General features: G+C 62.5%; 15 protein-coding genes and 1 pseudogene. 10 read left to right on the plus strand and 6 right to left on the minus strand.

The genetic code is table 11. The annotated features are described in order from the left end of the window. Positions 1 to 279 precede the first annotated feature (279 nt). The 4 genes from FCU66_RS38655 to FCU66_RS38670 all read left to right on the plus strand — a co-directional run bounded on the left by FCU66_RS38655 (position 280) and on the right by FCU66_RS38670 (position 7,468). Positions 280 to 2,292 (plus strand): acetyl-CoA carboxylase biotin carboxylase subunit, encoded by a 2,013-nt coding sequence (locus FCU66_RS38655; RefSeq protein WP_136620612.1) that lies wholly within the window; start codon positions 280 to 282, stop codon positions 2,290 to 2,292. 291 nt (positions 2,293 to 2,583) lie between these two features. Then, positions 2,584 to 6,111 carry a DNA polymerase III subunit alpha gene (gene dnaE, locus FCU66_RS38660; protein WP_136620611.1) on the plus strand — a complete coding sequence of 1,176 codons (3,528 nt, stop codon included), beginning with the start codon at positions 2,584 to 2,586 and terminating at the stop codon, positions 6,109 to 6,111. Positions 6,112 to 6,207: 96 nt separating this feature from the next. Beyond that, entirely contained in the window at positions 6,208 to 6,606 is a 399-nt protein-coding gene (locus tag FCU66_RS38665; protein ID WP_136620610.1) for a nuclear transport factor 2 family protein, read from the plus strand. A gap of 58 nt (positions 6,607 to 6,664) precedes the next feature. Continuing rightward, the gene (locus tag FCU66_RS38670; RefSeq protein WP_136620609.1) at positions 6,665 to 7,468 is read left to right on the plus strand and encodes a potassium channel family protein; all 804 of its coding nucleotides are present in this window, start codon (positions 6,665 to 6,667) and stop codon (positions 7,466 to 7,468) included. Between the two features lie 12 nt (positions 7,469 to 7,480). On the opposite strand, the gene FCU66_RS38675 is transcribed toward FCU66_RS38670, so the two are convergent. After that, positions 7,481 to 8,362, minus strand: a complete 882-nt coding sequence (locus tag FCU66_RS38675) for a DMT family transporter (protein WP_136620608.1) — start codon at positions 8,360 to 8,362, stop codon at positions 7,481 to 7,483. Positions 8,363 to 8,565: 203 nt separating this feature from the next. Between FCU66_RS38675 and FCU66_RS38680 the strand changes: the two genes are divergently transcribed. Together FCU66_RS38680 and FCU66_RS38685 are read left to right on the plus strand one after the other, a co-directional pair. Then, positions 8,566 to 9,072 carry a hypothetical protein gene (locus FCU66_RS38680; protein ID WP_136620607.1) on the plus strand — a complete coding sequence of 169 codons (507 nt, stop codon included), beginning with the start codon at positions 8,566 to 8,568 and terminating at the stop codon, positions 9,070 to 9,072. A gap of 55 nt (positions 9,073 to 9,127) precedes the next feature. Then, positions 9,128 to 9,634, plus strand: coding sequence for a GNAT family N-acetyltransferase (locus FCU66_RS38685; RefSeq protein ID WP_136620606.1), 507 nt, complete (start codon positions 9,128 to 9,130; stop codon positions 9,632 to 9,634). Positions 9,635 to 9,659: 25 nt separating this feature from the next. Here the strand turns inward: FCU66_RS38685 and FCU66_RS38690 are convergent. The 3 genes and pseudogenes from FCU66_RS38690 to FCU66_RS38700 form a co-directional block, all read right to left on the minus strand. After that, positions 9,660 to 9,818: pseudogene (locus FCU66_RS38690) on the minus strand (DNA polymerase IV); the annotation flags it as partial. A 37-nt stretch (positions 9,819 to 9,855) separates the two neighbouring features. Beyond that, on the minus strand, positions 9,856 to 11,412 hold the full coding sequence (locus FCU66_RS38695) for an AMP-binding protein (RefSeq protein WP_136620605.1): 1,557 nt from the start codon (positions 11,410 to 11,412) through the stop codon (positions 9,856 to 9,858). 176 nt (positions 11,413 to 11,588) lie between these two features. Continuing rightward, positions 11,589 to 12,917, minus strand: coding sequence for a DNA polymerase IV (locus FCU66_RS38700; protein ID WP_136620604.1), 1,329 nt, complete (start codon positions 12,915 to 12,917; stop codon positions 11,589 to 11,591). 65 nt (positions 12,918 to 12,982) lie between these two features. Between FCU66_RS38700 and FCU66_RS38705 the strand changes: the two genes are divergently transcribed. Both FCU66_RS38705 and FCU66_RS38710 read left to right on the plus strand, forming a co-directional pair. Then, a complete protein-coding gene (locus tag FCU66_RS38705) occupies positions 12,983 to 13,558 on the plus strand; it encodes a GNAT family N-acetyltransferase (protein WP_136620603.1) in 576 nt (191 codons plus the stop codon). 108 nt (positions 13,559 to 13,666) lie between these two features. Then, positions 13,667 to 15,199, plus strand: a complete 1,533-nt coding sequence (locus FCU66_RS38710) for a hypothetical protein (protein ID WP_136620602.1) — start codon at positions 13,667 to 13,669, stop codon at positions 15,197 to 15,199. 9 nt (positions 15,200 to 15,208) lie between these two features. Here the strand turns inward: FCU66_RS38710 and FCU66_RS38715 are convergent, their stop codons facing one another. Continuing rightward, entirely contained in the window at positions 15,209 to 15,862 is a 654-nt protein-coding gene (locus tag FCU66_RS38715; protein ID WP_136620601.1) for a hypothetical protein, read from the minus strand. Next, positions 15,859 to 16,158 (minus strand): DUF3572 domain-containing protein, encoded by a 300-nt coding sequence (locus tag FCU66_RS38720; protein ID WP_136620600.1) that lies wholly within the window; start codon positions 16,156 to 16,158, stop codon positions 15,859 to 15,861. The genes FCU66_RS38715 and FCU66_RS38720 overlap by 4 nt, the downstream gene beginning before the upstream one ends. Before the next feature lie 199 nt (positions 16,159 to 16,357). Here FCU66_RS38720 and FCU66_RS38725 point away from each other — a divergent pair, with 199 nt between their 5' ends. Next, positions 16,358 to 16,774 carry a response regulator gene (locus FCU66_RS38725; RefSeq protein ID WP_281285598.1) on the plus strand — a complete coding sequence of 139 codons (417 nt, stop codon included), beginning with the start codon at positions 16,358 to 16,360 and terminating at the stop codon, positions 16,772 to 16,774. 33 nt (positions 16,775 to 16,807) lie between these two features. Then, positions 16,808 to 18,181, plus strand: coding sequence for a PleD family two-component system response regulator (locus FCU66_RS38730; protein ID WP_109671486.1), 1,374 nt, complete (start codon positions 16,808 to 16,810; stop codon positions 18,179 to 18,181). Positions 18,182 to 18,733 lie beyond the last annotated feature (552 nt).

Here is an 18,733-nt window from a genome sequence, read left to right on the forward strand (position 1 = left end):
CATCGACAAAGCGCGCCGGTGGGACATTGCCCTCATGAATTCGAACGAGGGAGAATGAAAATGACTTCCATCAGCCTCAGGACCTTCCAGCCGACCTCCGGTTTTTTTCCAAGGTTTCAGGTTTTATCGACACGATCAACTGGAAGCTGGTGCCTGGACTGGGCCACAGCGCTGAATTGGAATCGCAAATCGATTGAAAGGTAGTGATTTGCATGGTCGGCTTGACCCTGCAAGCACAGGCCATAAAAGGAACGGCCGACCCGAGGGATGACATTCCGCATGTTCACCAAAATCCTGATCGCCAATCGTGGCGAGATTGCCTGCCGCGTCATCAAATCGGCGCGCAAGATGGGCATCGCCACGGTTGCCGTCTATTCCGATGCCGATCGCGATGCCGTGCATGTCGAGATGGCCGACGAGGCGGTGCATATCGGACCTTCGCCCGCGGCGCAAAGCTATCTCGTCCCTGAAAAGATCATTGCCGCCTGCAAGGAGACCGGTGCGCAGGCCGTGCATCCCGGCTACGGGTTCCTGTCCGAGCGGGCGGCCTTCTGTGAGGCGCTGGAAGCGGAAGGCATCATTTTCATCGGCCCGAAGCCCAAGGCGATCAGGGCGATGGGCGACAAGATCGAATCGAAGAAGTTCGCCAACGCCGCCAAGGTTTCCACCGTGCCCGGCTGGCTCGGCGTCATCGAGAATGCCGACCATGCCGAAAAGATCGCCGGCGAGATCGGCTATCCCGTGATGATCAAGGCTTCCGCCGGCGGCGGGGGCAAGGGCATGCGCATCGCCTGGGACCAGTCTGAAGTGCGCGACGGCTTCGACCGTGCGCGCTCGGAAGCAAAAAGCTCGTTCGGCGACGACCGCGTCTTCATCGAGAAATTCGTCGTCGATCCGCGCCATATCGAGATCCAGGTGCTGGCAGACGCGCATGGTAACGCGCTCTATCTCGGCGAGCGCGAATGCTCGATCCAGCGCCGCAACCAGAAGGTCGCCGAAGAGGCGCCGTCGCCCTTCCTTGATGCCGAGACACGCAAGGCCATGGGCGAGCAGTCGGTGGCGCTGGCCAGGGCCGTCGACTACCAGAGCGCCGGCACCGTCGAGTTCATCGTCGACAAGGACAAGAACTTCTATTTCCTTGAAATGAATACACGATTGCAGGTCGAGCATCCGGTGACGGAACTCATCACCGGCATCGATCTGGTCGAGCAGATGATCCGCGTCGCCGCCGGCGAGAAGCTCGCCATCAAGCAAAGCGACGTCAAGCTGAACGGCTGGGCGGTGGAAAGCCGGCTCTACGCCGAAGACCCTTACCGCAATTTCCTGCCCTCGATCGGCCGGCTGACGCGCTACCGGCCGCCTGAGGAAGGACAATTCGGCGATGTCGTCATCCGCAACGACACCGGCGTCACCGAAGGCTCCGAAATCTCGATGTTCTACGATCCGATGCTCGCCAAGCTGTGCACCTGGGCGCCGACGCGGCTCGCAGCTATCGACGCGATGTCGGAAGCGCTCGACAGCTTTGTCGTCGACGGCATTGAGCACAACATTCCGTTCCTGGCTGCCTTGATGCAGCATCCGCGCTGGCGGGAAGGGCTGATATCGACCGGTTTCATTGCTGAAGAATACCCTGACGGTTTTGCACCGGTCGTACCGAACGACGATGAGAAAGCCGTGCTGGCGTCGATTGCGACCGCGGTGGAGCTGCTGCGCCGTGACCGGCTCGACCGGCTGGGCGGGCGGTTGGCGCCGCATTCGGGAGCGCTGAAGCGCGACTGGGTGGTGAAGATCGGCGATGACTATCTGTCGGCGTCGATCCTCGAAGGCATGATTTCCATCCCGATGGAAGTCGATCTGTCGATCGAGGGCGGCAAGGCGCTGACCGTCGCATCCGACTGGCGGCCGGGCGATCTGATCTGGCGCGGCACGGTCGGCAAGCGCAAGGTTACGGCTCAGATCAGGCCGGTTGCCAATGGCTTTCGCATTGCCTGGAAGGGCATGTCGGTGACCGCGCGCGCCATGCTGCCGCGCACCGCCGAGCTGGAAAGGCTGATGCCCGAAAAGATAGCGCCGGACACGTCGAAACTGCTGCTTTGCCCGATGCCTGGCCTTGTCGTGTCGATTGCCGTTGCCGAAGGCCAGGCGGTCAAGGCCGGCGAGACACTGGCGGTGGTCGAGGCGATGAAGATGGAAAACGTGCTGCGCGCCGAACGCGATCTGGTGGTCTCGAAACTCAACGCCAAGCCGGGCGACAGCCTGGCCGTGGACGCGGTGATCATGGAATTCGCCTGAGAGATTGTTTGGAAACTCTACTCTGGCGGCCATCTGATGGCGTTTTCTGCGCTTCCCCGTTCTACTGCGTCGACGCAGTAGAACTGAGCTCACGGACCTAGTGTCCGCTCCGCTCCGGTTCTCGAAAACACCACCATATGACTCGCCAGAGCGAATTTCGAAACAATCTCTGCGGTCCGGGCAGGGCACCGGCAAGCCTGTGGTCAGCGGTCGTTTGTGCTGGACTGGTATCGCCCGGTCCCGGACAATACATCTCCACCGACTCAAGTCCTTCGGACAGCGCGAAAAACCATGGCAGATGACAGACTTCCCCGCGATCCCCTGAAGCGCGAAGCAGCGATTGCTGCGGCGCGGCCGGAGGCGCCTGCGCGGCCCTTCGTCCATCTGCGTGTGCATTCGGCCTATTCGCTGCTGGAAGGCGCCTTGCAGATCGGCAAGGTGGTGGCTCACGCGGTCAAGGACGAAGCCCCAGCCATTGCCGTCACCGACACCAACAATCTGTTCGGGGCGCTGGAATTCGCGCAGAAGGCGGTGAAAGACGGCATCCAGCCGATCATCGGCTGCCAGACTGCGCTCGCTTTTTCCGGCGAAAACAGCGATGGCCAGCGCGACCGCCGGCGGCAAGGCCCTGATATGCGGCCGGTCGTCCTGCTCGCCGCGACCGAAGCCGGCTATTCCAATCTGGTCAGGCTGGTCAGCCGCGTTTACCTCGAAACGCCGCCAGGCGAGGCCGTGCACCTGACCACCGAAATGATGCAAGGCTATTGTGACGGGCTGATCTGCCTCAGCGGTGGGCCGCGCGGACCGATCGGCATTGCGCTCAAGGAGGATCGCCGCGATCTGGCCGAAGCACGGCTTTTGACCCTCAAGGCGATGTTCGGCGACCGGCTCTATGTCGAGTTGGATCGGGTTTCCGGCTATGATCGCGTGATCGAGAAATCCTCGATCGATCTAGCTTATGCCCATGAACTGCCTCTGGTCGCCACCAACGAGGCGTTCTTCTCGGCTCGCGACGATTATGACGCGCATGACGCGCTGATCGCCATTGCCGAGGGTTCGGTCGTTGCCGCCGACAATCGTCGCCGGCTGTCGCCGGACAATTTCCTGCGCAGCCAGGCCGATATGGCCAGGCTGTTCGCCGACCTGCCGGAGGCGATCGACAACACGGTCGAGATCGCGCTGCGCTGCTCCTACTACCCGAAGAACCGCAACCCGATCCTGCCGCGCTTCACCGGCGGCGATGTCGCCGACAATGACGCTGCCGTGCAGGCGGAAGCCGACGAACTGGCCCGCCAGGCGCATGAGGGGCTCGACGCGCGGCTGGCCGTGCATGGGCCGACGGCCGGCTACACGGTCGAGCAATATCGCGAGCGGTTGAATTTCGAGCTCGGCATCATCACCAAGATGAAGTTTCCCGGCTACTTCCTGATCGTTGCCGACTTCATCAAATGGGCCAAGGCACAGGGCATCCCAGTCGGGCCGGGACGCGGTTCGGGCGCAGGCTCGCTGGTCGCCTATTCGACGACCATCACCGACATCGATCCGCTGCGCTTCTCGCTGCTGTTCGAGCGCTTCCTCAATCCCGACCGCGTGTCGATGCCCGACTTCGACATCGATTTCTGCCAGGATCGACGTGAGGAGGTTATCCGCTACGTCCAGCAGAAATACGGTCGCGACCAGGTCGGCCAGATCATCACCTTCGGTACGCTGCAGGCTCGCGCCGTGCTGCGCGACGTTGGCCGCGTGCTGCAGATGCCCTATGGCCAGGTCGACAAGCTCTCCAAGATGGTGCCGCAGAATCCGGCCAATCCGGTCAAGCTCGCCGAGGCCATCGCCAACGAGCCGCGCTTTGCCGAAGAGGCCGAGAGGGAGCCGATCGTCCAGACGCTGCTCGACATGGCGCAGAAGCTGGAAGGCCTTTACCGCCATGCCTCGACGCACGCCGCCGGCATCGTCATCGGCGACCGGCCGCTGTCGGAACTGGTGCCGATGTACCGCGATCCGCGCTCGGATATGCCGGTCACCCAGTTCAACATGAAATATGTCGAGCAGGCCGGACTGGTGAAGTTCGACTTCCTCGGCCTGAAGACGCTGACCGTTCTGGAGACGGCGGTGAAGCTGATTCGCCGGCGCGGCATCGAGATCGACCTGGCGACCATCCCGCTCGACGATCCCGACACTTACGCCATGCTGTCGCGCGGCGAGGTGGTCGGCGTGTTCCAGGTGGAAAGTGCCGGCATGCGCAAGGCGCTGATCGGCATGCGGCCCGACTGCATCGAAGACATCATCGCGCTGGTCGCGCTGTATCGGCCGGGGCCGATGGAGAACATCCCGACCTACAACGCCCGCAAGCATGGCGAGGAGGAGATGGCCTCGATCCATCCCAAGATCGACCATTTGGTGAAGGAAACGCAAGGCGTCATCGTCTACCAGGAACAGGTGATGCAGATCGCGCAGGAGCTGTCCGGCTACTCGCTCGGCGAAGCCGATCTGCTGCGCCGCGCGATGGGCAAGAAGATCCGCGCCGAGATGGACAAGCAGCGCGAGCGCTTCGTCTCCGGCGCGGTCGAGCGTGGCGTCGGCAAGCCGCAAGCCGACTTCATTTTCGACCTGCTGGCCAAGTTCGCCGACTATGGTTTCAACAAATCGCACGCCGCGGCTTACGCGGTCGTTTCGTATCAAACCGCCTATCTCAAGGCGCATTATCCGGTCGAGTTCCTGGCAGCATCGATGACGCTCGACATGGGCAACACCGACAAGCTCGCCGATTTCCGCCAAGACGCGTTGCGCCTCGGCATCGAAGTTCTGGCGCCGTCAGTGATATCGAGCTTCCGTCCCTTCGAGGTCGGTGAGAACCGCATCTACTATTCGCTGGCCGCGCTCAAGGGCGTCGGCGATGCGGCGGTCGAGCACATCGTTGCCCAGCGTGGCGAAAAGCCGTTCAAGAACCTCGCCGATTTCTGCGAGCGGGTCGATCCCAAGATCGTCGGCAAGCGCGTCTTCGAAAGCCTGATCATGGCCGGCGCGCTCGACTGCTTCGGCCACGACCGCGCGTCGATGATGGCGGGAGTGGAACGCATGATGGGGCTGGCGTCGCTGGCGCAGCAGAACGCGGTTTCCGGCCAGCATGACATCTTCGGCGCCTCGCTCGGCGCCCAGTCGCAGGCGCTCAATCTGCCGGCGACGGACCCGTGGCTCGCCGCCGACCGGCTGCACCGTGAATTCCAGGTGGTCGGCTTCTATCTCTCGGCGCACCCGCTCGACGAGTACAAGGCGGCCCTGCAGAAGATGCGGGTGCAGACGTGGGCCGAGTTTTCGGCGGCCGTCAAGCGCGGTGCCGCCGCCGGCCGTCTGGCCGGCACGGTGACATCCAAGCAGGAGCGCAAGACGCGCACCGGCAACAAGATGGGCGTCATCGCCTTTTCCGATACATCCGGCCAGTACGAGGCCGTGCTGTTTTCGGAAGGGCTGGCGCAGTATCGCGACCTGCTCGAGGCCGGCCGCTCCGTCGTCATCACCGTTGCGGCCGAGGACAGGCCGGAAGGCGTCAATTTGCGCATCAACTCGGTACAATCCCTGGAGGATGAGGCAAGCCGCATCCAGAAGGCATTGCGCATTTTCGTGCGCAACGCGGGGCCGATCAACACATTGGCCGGCCAATTGGCCGTCAGGGGCGAGGGCCAGGTCAGCTTCGTGCTGATCAAGGAAGAAGGCGAGGGGGAAATCGAGATCGAGCTGCCCAATCGCTACCGGATCTCCCCACAGATCGCCTCGGCGATGCGCGCGGTGCCGGGTGTGGTGGAAGTGGAACTGGTTTGAACTACATTCGTTGAGCACATTCGAAAGATCGTGAATTGGCCTTTCGAAAACAGGCACTTCGGCCGCGTCGCTGCCGCCGACAAAGGAACTGTCCCCATGCCCACTCGCGAACGTGTCGAAGCCTTTCTCAAGGCGGTGGTCGACGGCAGCCATGTCAAGGCGATCGCCGACTTCTACCACGACGATGCGACCATGCAGGAGAATCTCGGCGTCCCCCGTCGCGGCAAGGAAACGCTGATGGCTCGCGAGCAATCGGTTTTGGACCAGATCGAAAAGATGCATACGCATCCCGTCCAGACTTTTCTGGTCGACGGCGACACCGTCGCCATCCGCTGGACATTCGACAAGACCGACCGGGACGGTATCGTCCGCCGCCTGGAAGAGGTGGCACTTCAGCAGTGGCGCGGTGACCGGATCGTCACCGAACAGTTCTTCTACGACACGGTCACAGCCTGGCGCGTTGTCGGGCCCGACGGCAAGGTCGTGCAAAGCTGACACCTCCCGGCGGCCTTGGCCACTAGACGCCCATGGCTACGGACGCTACGCAATCCTCATGAAAGCGGCGGGCAAGGACGGATTGCAGGAGAATTCGGCGATGGCGCGGCTGCGCGACCGGCTGCGCAAGCTCTATCACGGGCGCACGCCGGCCGCTTTCCGGTTCCAGCTGGTGGCTGTCGTCATCGACCTCGCCATCATTGCCTTCTTCATCGCGACGCCGGTTCTTCAGGATAAGCCGTCATTCCTCTGGCTCGACTATTCGGCGGCCGCTCTCGTCGCCGCGGACCTGGTTGCCCGGCTGCTCGCCTCCAACGACATGCTGCGGCTGATGAAGCAGCCGACGTCGTGGGTCGACGTCTTCATTCTGCTGACGCTGCTGATGCCGACGGCGTTCGCCAATCTCGCCTTTCTGCGTATTCTGCGGCTGTGGTCGCTGTCGCGCAGCGGTTCGCTCTGGCGGCATTTCGAGATGCGCGGCCTGCGGCCCTGGCGCGAGGCCAGCCACGCGGTCATCAACCTTTTGACCTTCCTGTTTGTCATCACCGGCTTCGTCTACACCTTCTTCTTCCGCACCGGCGCCGGACTGGAAAACTATATCGACGCGCTCTATTTCACCGTCGCCACGGTGACGACGACCGGTTTCGGCGACATCGTGCTGCCCGGTATGGCCGGCAAGCTGACGGCAATCGTCACCATGATCATCGGCATATCGCTGTTCGTCAGGCTGGCTCAGGCGATTTTCCGGCCGGCCAAGGTGTTCTTTCCCTGTCCGCAGTGCGGCTTGCAGCGGCATGAGCCGGATGCCGTACATTGCAAGGCCTGCGGCCATCTTCTCAACATACCCGACGAGGGAAACTGACCAGCTGCGGTGTTACGACGCCGCCACTTCGGCCGGCCTTACCGTCTTTCGCTGAAGATTGAGCAAATTGCCCATCAGGATCAACGCCGCGCCGCCGGCGGTGAAGGCGTCGATCTGCTCGCTATAGAGCAGCCAGCCGATCAGCGCCGACAGTGGCACGCGCAGGAAATCCATCGGCGAGATGACGGTCGCGTCGGCATAGCCAAGCGCGCGGGCCATGCAGAAATGCGACGACATGCCGGTGAAGCCAATCAGCACGATCCATGGCCATAGCGCCAGCGGCGGGTTGCGCCATGTATAGAGCGCCGGAACGAGGCCGACCACAGACTGGATGACCAGCATCCAGAAGATGATGCGCACGACGCTGTCGGTCCGCGTCAGCGACTTGACCGTGACCACCGAGATGCCGAAGCAGACTGCGGCGCCGAGCACGACGAGATGTCCCGGATCGACCGAGCCGGCACCGGGGCGCACGATGATCACCACGCCGATCAGCCCCAGCACGATCGCTGCAAGCCTTGGCCGGGAGAGTCTTTCGCCGAGAAAAATCACCGCCAGGATAGCCGTCCAGATCGGTGTGGTGAATTCGATCGAGATCAGCACGGCCAGCGGGATCAGCGTCAGGGCGTAGAGCCAGGCCGCCTGGCCGGAATAATGGATGATGTTGCGGGCGATATGGGCGACGGGGCGCTGCGTGCGCATGGCTGGAAAGCCGCCGCTCATCATCACCAGCGGCAGGAGGATGAAAAAACCGATCACCGAGCGCAGTTCCAGCACCTGGAAGACGTTGAGCTCGGCTGTCGTGGCGCGGCCGGCGACCGACATCGCCAGGAACGATGCAATCGACAGCGCCATCCAGAACGCGGCCTTTGGAATCGAGGGGGTAGGTGCCATCCGCGCTATGTCGCAGGCCAGGGCTTCTGCCGCAATCGCTAGCCGTTGCCTTCTTCTGTGCCAGTCGCAACGGCTGGATGCTGCAAAAACAGTCATGTGGCGAGCGGAACCTGACACGGCAAAGGGCGTTAAGTCCCGATATTCAGCCGTGCATCGTGTTGCAGGCCGTCCCGCCTTTTCAAAGATTGACAAGGAGAGCTTCGATGAGATCATTCGCGCAATTCGCGCTTGCTGGCGTTCTATTGGTTGGGGCAGGTGCAGCGCATGCCGACGAGACCAAATTTCTCCAGTCGTTCAAGGGCAATTTCGCCGGCAAGGGAACTGTCCAGGTAACCACGGATGTGCCGAACGTTGGTGTATCTTGCAGCTTCAAGTCGAACGCGACCTCAACCTCGCTCTCGCTGGATGGCAATTGCCGCGGTCTCGTTGTGGTGTCGCGGGCCATCAGTGCCAATCTGAAGGTCACGGGTGCGAAATACAGCGGCATTTATGTCGGCTCTCGTACCGGGCCGGCACAGCTGACCGGCAGCCGTTCGGGCAACGCGATCAATCTTGGCATCCGCTGGGCCAAGGAGGTCAATGGTGACCGCAAGGCGCAGATGACGGTCGAGAAGAGAGGCGAGAACGGCATCCGGCTGACGGTCACCGACACCGACCCGAAAACCGGCAAGAGCGTGGTGACGAGCAGGATAGACCTGCAACGCACTTGATCCGCGCCGACCATTTCTGTTCTAGCCTGATCTTTCCAAGACCCGCGGTGCTTGCATGTCCCCCACCTTCACCGTCAGGCACGCCACGCCAGAGGACGAGTCCGGGGTGAGCGAGTTGCTTCTCGCTTCCTACCCCGGCCTGATGCGCACGGCATATGACCAGGCCGTTCTTGAACCCGCTCTGCCTTTGATCACTCGCGCGAACCCGGCACTGCTTTCTGCCGGCACCTACTATCTCGCGGTCAATGACGATGGCTTTGCCGTTGGCTGCGGCGGTTGGTCCCGGGAACGACCTGGAAGCTCCGAGGTGCAGCCTGAAGTCGCGCATATCAGGCATTTCGCCACGCGTCCCGAGTGGTTGGGCCGCGGGATCGGGCGCGCGCTTTACAGGCGTTGCGAGGAAGATGCACGGTCGTCAGGTGCGCGCCGTTTCGAATGCCAGGCAAGTCTCAACGCGCAAGGGTTCTACGCGGCATTGGGTTTCAGGCCGGTAGGGCGGATCGACGTGCGCATCGGCCCTGGGCCGATGTTACCCTCCGTCCTGATGCAGCGGGCCATTTGACGACCAAGCCGATTGAGGTCTTGCCTCAGTCCTCGAGTGGTTCCGGCGGGCGGGCGTCGCGGCCCTTGCCGAAGGTGTAGCCGGTTTCCACCGCCTTGCGGCCGAACTTGTCGCGCAGGGCATCGATAGCGCCTTCGGCCATGGCGCGCTTGCGCGACTGGATGTCGACCAGATCCGGCTGATCATCCACACGGTCGAGAGCGTCACCCTGCGGCCTGGAATTAATTCACCCCAGTGTCGCGCGAAGTTTCCTCCGCCAGCATGTCGCGCAGTTCGCGCTTCAAGGTCTTCCCATAGCTTGATTTCGGCAGCTCGGCGAGGAACCGGTAAGCCTTCGGCCGCTTGAAGCGTGCGACATGGTTTTGGCACAAGGCGTCAAGTTCGGCTGCTGTCGGGTTGCTGCCGGGCCTTGCAACGACAAAGGCGACAACCTCCTCTCCCCACTCGGCGTGAGGGCGGCCGACAACCGAAACTTCAGAGACGGCCTCGTGCTTCAGCAGCACCTCCTCGACTTCCCGAGGATAAATGTTGCTGCCGCCGGAGATGATCAGGTCCTTCGATCGGTCGAGCAGAGTCAGGAACCCGTCCTTGTCCATGACCCCGACGTCGCCCGTATGCAGCCAGCCGTTGCGTAGCGCGGCCGCGCTAGCTTCCTCGTTCTGCCAATAGCCGGCGAACACCGACTCACCACGCGCGCAGATCTCGCCCATCTCGCCGGCTTGCAGCGGCCGGTCGTCTGCATCCATCACCGCGCAGTCGACGACAGCTTGCGGGAAGCCCGCCGATCCGATCAGCGCCTCCCACCTGGGGTTCAAGCGGTCGGCGTAGAAGCGTTTGGCGAGCCCCGTGATGCACATTGGGGCCTCCCCCTGGCCGTACAACTGCGCAAGGCGCGGACCCAGCACATCCAGGGCGCGCTTGACGTCTTCCACCAGCATGGGCGCGCCGCCGTAGATGATCGTTTTCAGCCCTGACAGATCCAAGTCGCCAATTGCTGGATGATTGACGAGCCGGTGCACCATGGTCGGCGCCGCGAAAAGACTGAGTCTCTGATGCACCTTAGCCAGTTCAAGAATCTCCAGCGGATCGAAGCCGCCTGATTCGGGGATGATTTGAGTAGCCAAGCCCAACACATGAGGAAAGATGTAGAGCCCCGAGCCGTGCGACATGGGTGCGGCGTGCAGGATCGAATCGCCCGGCGCAATCGTGTCGATGTCAATGAAGTAGCTGGCGGACATTGCCAGTATGTTGCGATGGGTGATCATAGCCCCCTTCGGACGGCCGGTGGTACCTGACGTGTAAAAGAGCCAGCACAGGTCTTCAGGAAGGGCCGCCCATCGGCCTTCGATCGCTTCGCATTTCAGCGCATCGCTGTACTCGCTGCTCGCCACGTCGATGATGCTCCTTAGCCTCGGGACAGAGCGCCCCGCCTCGTTAAGCGCGCCGGCAAGGTCGACCGTCACGAATGCCGCCGTCGTGCCCGAATGCTCCAGCATGTAGGCTATTTCCCGGGGATGCAGCTTCGCGTTCATCGGCACGGCGACCAAGCCTGCTTTCCAGATGCCGAACATCACCTCGACGTACTCGGGCGCATTCTTCATCAGGAGTGCGACGCGTTCGCCTGCGGCCAGATTCAACCGGTTCTTGAGGAATCCGGCAATTGCCTCTGAGCGGGCTTTCAGCGCCGCATATGTGTGAAGCGCGCGGGGTCCGTGTGCAATCGCAACCGCGTTCGGTGCAATCCGGGCTGCCCGATCGAGAATGCCAGCGATAGACATGGACCACCCCCGGATCGATCATCAGGCCCGCCAGCAAACAACGGTGGAAGGCCGAGGTCAAGGCACTGCCACAATCGCCTCGGTAACTGCTACTGGCGCCGATCCCGGATCGGCAAGAACGTCATAATAGGCCAGATCGATATAAGCCGGATCGATTTGCGGCGCATCTGAAGGCCTCAATCCTCGATCGGCTCAGGCGGGTGGGCGTCGCGGCCCTTGCCGAAGGTGTAGCCGGTTTCCACCGCCTTGCGGCCGAACTTGTCGCGCAGGGCATCGATGGCGCCTTCGGCCATGGCGCGCTTGCGCGACTGGAGGTCGACCAGATCGGGCGGGTCGGCCTTGTCGTCGTCCGAGAGGTCGCTGACGCCGATGCCGAGCAGCCGATATTTCGTGCCGTCGGTTTCCTTGCGCAGAAGCTCCACCCCGGTCTGAAAGATGCGGTCGGCGAGCCGGGTCGGGTCGCCGAGCTGGCGATTGCGCGTGCGCAGCTTGAAATCCTGGGTCTTCAGCTTCAGCACCACGGTGCGCCCGGCAATGCCTGATTTCTTCAGCCGTGCCGAGACCTTTTCCGAAAGGCCCCTCAGCACCGCGACCAGCTCGTCCAGCGACGCGATGTCGGTATCGAAGGTGGTTTCGGCCGATACGCTCTTGGCGTCCTGGTCGGGATCGACGCGGCGGACGTCCTCGCCGCGCGAAAGGTGGTAGAGCCGGTCGCCCATCGTGCCGTAACGGCGCATGAGGTCGCCGCGATCCATCTGCTGCAACTGGCCGATGGTGCGGATGCCGTCGCGCTCCAGCGTGGCGTTGAACGCCTTGCCGACGCCCCAGATCATGGTCACCGGTTGCGCCGCCAGGAAGCCGACCGCCTCGGCTTCGCCGATGACCGAGAAGCCGCGCGGCTTGCGGAAGTCCGAGGCTATCTTGGCGAGGAACTTGCAGTAGGACAGGCCGGCCGAGACGGTGATGCCGACCTCCTTCTCGACCGCCAGCGCAAAGCGCGCCAGCACCACCGCCGGCGGCAGGCCGTGCAACCGTTCGGTGCCGGCGAGGTCGAGAAACGCCTCGTCGATCGACAGCGGCTCGACCAGCGGCGTCAGCGCCTGCATCATGGCGCGCACCTCGCGGCCGACGCGCACGTATTTTTCCATGTTGGGGCTGATGACGACCGCCTCGGGGCAGGCTTCGAGCGCCTTGAACATCGGCATTGCCGAGCGCACACCCTGGATGCGGGCGATGTAGCATGCGGTGGAGACAACGCCGCGTTTGCCGCCGCCGATGATCAGCGGCTTGTCCTTGAGCGCCGGATTGTCGCGCTTTTCGATCGCTGCATAAAAGGCGTCACAATCGATATGGGCCAGATGCAGCCGGTAAAGCTCGGGATGACGCGCAAGCCGGGGGCTGCCGCAGCGCTCGCAGCGGCGCGTCTCACTGCGCTGAAACGTCAGGCAGTCACGGCAAAAACCATGATCGGGATTGTTGACAGGGGCCGCCATCGCTGCGAACATAAAGAGAACAGAAGTAATGGTACGACAGTGCAAGGCCAGCGACAAGGCTGGCCTGGGGAGAACGCATGAGCACGACCATAGCGCCGCTTGCGCCCGAGCTTTGGGCCGATTTCGAGGACCTCTTCGGCAAGCAGGGCGCCTGCTACGGCTGCTGGTGCACGCACTTCCGGCTGGCTCCGGCGCTGCGCCGCGAGAGCAGCCGCGAACGCAACAAGGACCACATCAAGGCGCGCATCGAAGCCGGTCCGCCGCCGGGTTTGCTGGCATTCGAGGACGGCCAGGCGGTCGGCTGGATGCAGATCGGACCGCGCGCCGACGTGCCCGAATGGAACAATCAGGGCAGGGGGTCGGCACCGGTCGATCCTACCGACGCGGCGGATCCGGCCGTCTGGGCCATCTCCTGCTTCTTCATCCGCACCAAGGCGCGCGGCAGGGGCATCACGCATCGCCTCGTCGAAGGCGGCATCGGTTTCGCCCGCCAGAACGGCGCGCGGCTGGTCGAGGCGTGCCCGATCGACCTGTCTCGCGATTCGCGCTCGATCGGCCTGTTCGTCGGCTCGTCGCGGGTCTTCGAGAAGGCTGGTTTCGAGAGGCTTGTGGAACGCAAGGCGGGCCGGCCACTGATGCGGCTCGTGCTTTGATCGTGGTGGTCCGCCTGGGTGGCCTTGTTGATCTCACCTTGCGGTTGCAGCGGTAATTTCATACCAGACGAACGAAGCATTCCTTGAAGGCCAAAACGGAGAATTCGCGTGAACCGTACCCTGCCATTCGTGTTCCTTCTTGCGTTGAGTGCACCTGCTTTCGGTCAAACCGTCGACAGCCAGGGTGCGAAGCAATTGTCCGACGACCTGTCCCGCTATGTCGGCAAGCAGGCGATCGACAAAGGCATCCTGAAGGTTTCGCTCGAAGGCGGTGCCTACAAGATCGTCTTTGATTTCAAGGCACTTGCCGCATCATTCCCGGACCAGAAGCTGCTGAAGGTCGATTTTGCGCCCTATGCCTTGATAGTGAAGCCGCGCAGCGATGGATACTGGGATGTCTCGATGAATTTTTCGCAGAGCGCCTCCTTCGAGTTCAACGGGCCCGAGGGGCTGCAAAGCACGCAGTTTTCGATCAAGGACGGCAAGGGTTCCGGCGTCTACGATCCCAATCTGGCGGCCTTCACCAGCGGCACCAGTTCAATGGCCGGCATGACCATGGCATCGAAGGATGCCAAGCAGCACATGGAGGCCAGCACCGGGGCTGGCACCGCGACCATTGCCGCGACCAAGTCCGCGACCGGCGGCGTCGATTTCACGACCTCGCAAAAGGTGTCGAGTTTTGTCGAAGCGATCAATTTCGACGATCCAGAGAGCGGGTTGAAATTTCCGGTCACCGTCAGGTCGCCGGAACTGTCGGTCGAAGCCAGCGGCAAGGGCGTACGGACGAAGCCGTTGCTCGATCTCCTGGCATTTGCGGTGGCCAATGAAGACGAGGCGACGCTGAAGGCCAACCAGGCGCAGCTCAAATCGCTTCTGCTCGCCGCCTTACCGCTTTGGGAGCGTGTCGAGGGAATTTACGGCTTCAAGGATTTCGCGGTGGAAAGCCCGGTCGGCAATTTCGGCGCCACCCAGCTCAGCACCGCCTTCGGCACCGACGGCGTCGCCCAGAACGGTAAGATCACCTACGGCATCAAGGCGTCAGGGCTGACCGTGCCGCAGCAGCTTGTGCCGAGCTGGAGCGTCGCACTGCTGCCCACCGACATCGACCTGAACTTCGGCGGCGCCAATATCGACCTCGACAGCATGGCGAAGAAGGCGATCGAAGCCTTTGATCTCAATCAGGATCCGCCGCTGTCGGCCGAATTCGGCGAGCAGCTCAAAGCCGACTTCATGGCCAAGACGCCGAAGGTCGTGCTCGGCCACAGCACCGTGAAGAACAAGGACACGGAAATCGCGCTGGAAGGCGAGATGACGTTCCCCGGCGAAAAGCCCGAAGGAAACGTGACGGTCGATGTCACTGGCTTCGACAAACTTGTCGAAGGCCTGCAGGAGGCGGCGAAGTCGGAACCGGAGGTGGCGCAATATGTGCCCGTCGCCCTGATGGCGAAAGGTTTTGGCAAGACGCTGCCCGATGGCCGGCTGGAATGGATCGTCAATGCCAAGGCCGACGGTTCGGTCACCGTCAACGGCGTCATGCTCAAGCCCGCCGATCCGGCCGTGGACGACAGCATTGACGACGATGACAGTGGAGACGACAGCGGTGACGATAGCGGCGGGGCAGGCGCGAAACTCAACCCTTGAGGGCGGGGCTTAGAGCCCCAGCGCGCTTGCGATCTTCGGCGCGGCTTCGTGCCAGTCCTGGACGACGACGATGTCGTCCGGCACCGGCGGCAGGAATGCGCGCAGCGAATTGTCGGCCATCAGATGGATGAGATGCGCGTCAGCGACGGAGTTGCGCACCGACGCCAGATTGTGCGGCTGATCGTCGACGAAGACCACCGGCCTGGCGGCCTTGCCGCGAAGCTTGGCCACTGCCGGTCCCTTGGCCATTTCGGTGGTCAGAAGCGGGTAGTTCAGCCCGAGGGCATCGAGATGGGCGCGACGCACGGTACGGTGTCTGTGCGGCATGGCCGTCAGCAAGATGATTTCCGCGCGGTCGCCGAGTCCTGCCAGGGTCTCTGCCGCGCCGTCGGTAATGCTCTGCCAATCGGCTTGCGCGTCAAAGAAATCGCCCAGAAGTGCCGTGACTTCGGGCTGTTCGATCAGCCGGCCGCTGGCCGTCTCGGCGATGTTGCCAGTCAGACGGAAGGAAGCCAGCGTCAGGCCGAAGCCGCGCGCCTTGAGGAAATTCGGAAACGGACGGATGAATTCGAGCACGACGTCGTCGACGTCGAGCACCAGCAGCGGCCGGTCGTCGGCCGCCAGTTCCGCGATCTGGCGCGCGGTTTCGGGATCATCGCTCATGTCGAATGCTCGTGGTTGTCGTCGCCCAGCGGCAGCGCCCGCAAGGCCTTGCCGACGGCAGCCGGCGGCGTGCCGGTTTCCTCGGCAAAGCGCATCAGCGTTGGCTCGTGGGCGAGAATGAACTGCAGGACACCGGCCAGGAATCCCGGCTCGCTGGCTGCTTTGCGGATCGAATGCGCCTCTATGCCGGTGATTGCCAGAAAGCGCGGCAACAGCTCCGGATCGGAGGCGACGAAGCCCAGAGCCTTCACGGCAATCGATTCCGCTTCTTCGCGCATTGACGCTGCGTTTGCCATCACTACCTTCGGCGTGTGGAATGAGTCTCTCCCGCAGTAATGGCAAGAGTTGCTAGCGGCAAGCCATTAGAGCGTGGCGCGCCCTTTGGACGCGTAGGGACGAGGTGGAATTTGCGCTGTTTTCCAGCCGCGGATTTCCGTTTCGTCAATCATATTGCCGTAAAGTGAAGCAGGGTTTGATGCGTTCAAGCATGGGCGCATGACGGTCGCCTTCGAGCGGAAGGACTGCCGGGACGGGATATCGATGCCGAAGAAGGTCATGATCGTCGAGGACAATGAGCTTAACATGAAGCTCTTTCGGGACCTCATCGAGGCAAGCGGTTACGAGACCGTGCGCACCCGCAACGGTCTGGAAGCGCTCGATCTGGCGCGTCAGCACCGGCCGGATCTCATCCTGATGGATATCCAGCTGCCAGAAGTGTCGGGGCTGGAGGTAACCAAATGGCTGAAAGAGGACGACGAGCTGCACGTCATCCCGGTCATCGCGGTGACCGCCTTCGCGATGAAGGGCGACGAGGAGCGCATCCGCCAGGGTGGCTGCGAGGCCTATATTTCGAAGCCGATCTCGGTGCCGCGTTTCATCGAAACCATCAAATCCTATCTGGGTGATGCGTGATGTATCTTTTCAGCCGAGCCGGAGCCTTGTGAAATGACTGCGCGGATCCTCGTCGTCGACGACATCCCTGCCAATGTGCGGCTGCTGGAAGTTCGACTGCTGGCCGAATATTTCGAAGTGCTGACCGCCACAAACGGGCCGGATGCGATCGAGACCTGCGAGAACGGCAAGGTCGATGTCGTGCTGCTCGACGTGATGATGCCCGACATGGACGGCTTCGAGGTCTGCCGGCGGCTGAAGAGCGATCCGGCGACATCGCACATTCCGGTGGTGATGATTACCGCGCTCGACCAGGTTTCCGACCGGGTACGCGGGCTCGAGGCTGGCGCCGACGACTTCCTGACCAAGCCCGTCAACGACCTGCAGCTGATGACGCGCGTCAAGAGCCTGGTCCGCCTGAAGTCGCTGACCGACGAGTTGCGGCTGCGCGCGTCGACGACGCGCAACATTGGCATCGAAGAGCTTTTGAGCCGCAATTTCGCATCCGAGGACACGACACCGAAAGTGCTTTTGATCGACGAGCGCAAATCATCCGTGGAGCGCATCCAGAAGATGCTGCGCGACCGCGCCGACCTCGATGTCTCCAGCGATCCGCATGCCGGCTTCTTCCAGGCCGCCGAGACGTCTTACGAATGCGTGATGATCTCGACCGCGTTCGCCGATTTCGATCCGCTGAGGCTCTGTTCGCAGTTGCGCTCGCTCGATCGCACCCGTTTCGTGCCGATCATTCTTTTGGCGGAGGAGGGCGAGGAGGAACGCATCATCCGCGGCCTCGAACTCGGCATCAACGACTATCTGATGCGGCCGATCGACCAGCAGGAGCTGACGGCGCGGCTGCGCACCCAGGTGCGCCGCAAGCGCTACAATGACCAGCTGCGCGCCAGCGTCACCCAGACCATCGAAATGGCGGTGACCGACGGCCTGACCGGGCTGCACAACCGCCGCTATCTCGACAGCCATCTGCAGACGCTGTTCGATCGCGCCGTGGCACGGCGCCGGCCGCTGTCGGTGATGATCACCGACCTCGACCGTTTCAAGGCGATCAACGACGCGCACGGCCATGACGGCGGCGACGAAGTGTTGCGGGAATTTGCACGGCGGTTGCGCAAGAATGTCCGGGGTATCGACCTTGCCTGCCGTTTTGGCGGCGAGGAATTCGTCGTGGTGATGCCGGACACCGAGGGCGCGGTGGCCGAGAAGGTGGCCGAACGCATTCGCGCCGAAATTGCCCAGGCGCCTTTTGCCATCGGCCAGGACGGCAAGACGATCGAAGTCACCGTCAGCGTCGGCGTGTCGTCGGTGCTCAAGGGCGTGGATACGGTGGCGGCGCTGATGAAGCGTGCCGACCTCGCGCTCTACGAAGCCAAGAGCGGCGGCCGCAACCGCGTCGTCGCCAAGGCGGCGTAACGGTCCAAGCCTGATTATCCTGTCAACCCGACAGGGTTACCCGTTTACCTTAATCCAAGCGATTCGCGAGTCTTGGTTAAGAAACTGTTGATTTTCATATGCTCTTGCGCAAGTGTGCAGGCCAAGACGAAGCCGGCACGAGGATAGACCGCCGGCTCGATCCTCAGGAATACCCCATGATGCTCAGGTCCGCCGCATCTCCTGGGTCCGTGGGGTCGGCCGGCCGGCGCTGGCACATAGTGGCCTCCTCGTACCGCTGCCAAACGCCGACCGGCCCCCTTCTTTCCAAATCAACATCAGAGCTCCGTGCCAAAGCACGGAAGATTCTGGTCTTTTTAAAACAGCACGTGGAGCACCTGTCGATGTGCTCGCGCTGACGGAGCGCATGCTTTGGCGATCAGCGGAAACTCAATCGCTTCGTCGTCCACGGGCGGAGCAAGTAGCGTAGCGACGTAGCGCAGACCCTGGGATCCATGCCGCGACTCCAAGGCGTCGCTTCGGTGCAGAATTCTGCTCCGCTGTATTCCACGGCTGAGGTCGCGGCATGGATCC

The sequence above is a fragment of the Mesorhizobium norvegicum genome (assembly GCF_004919685.1).
GTDB lineage: Bacteria > Pseudomonadota > Alphaproteobacteria > Rhizobiales > Rhizobiaceae > Mesorhizobium > Mesorhizobium norvegicum.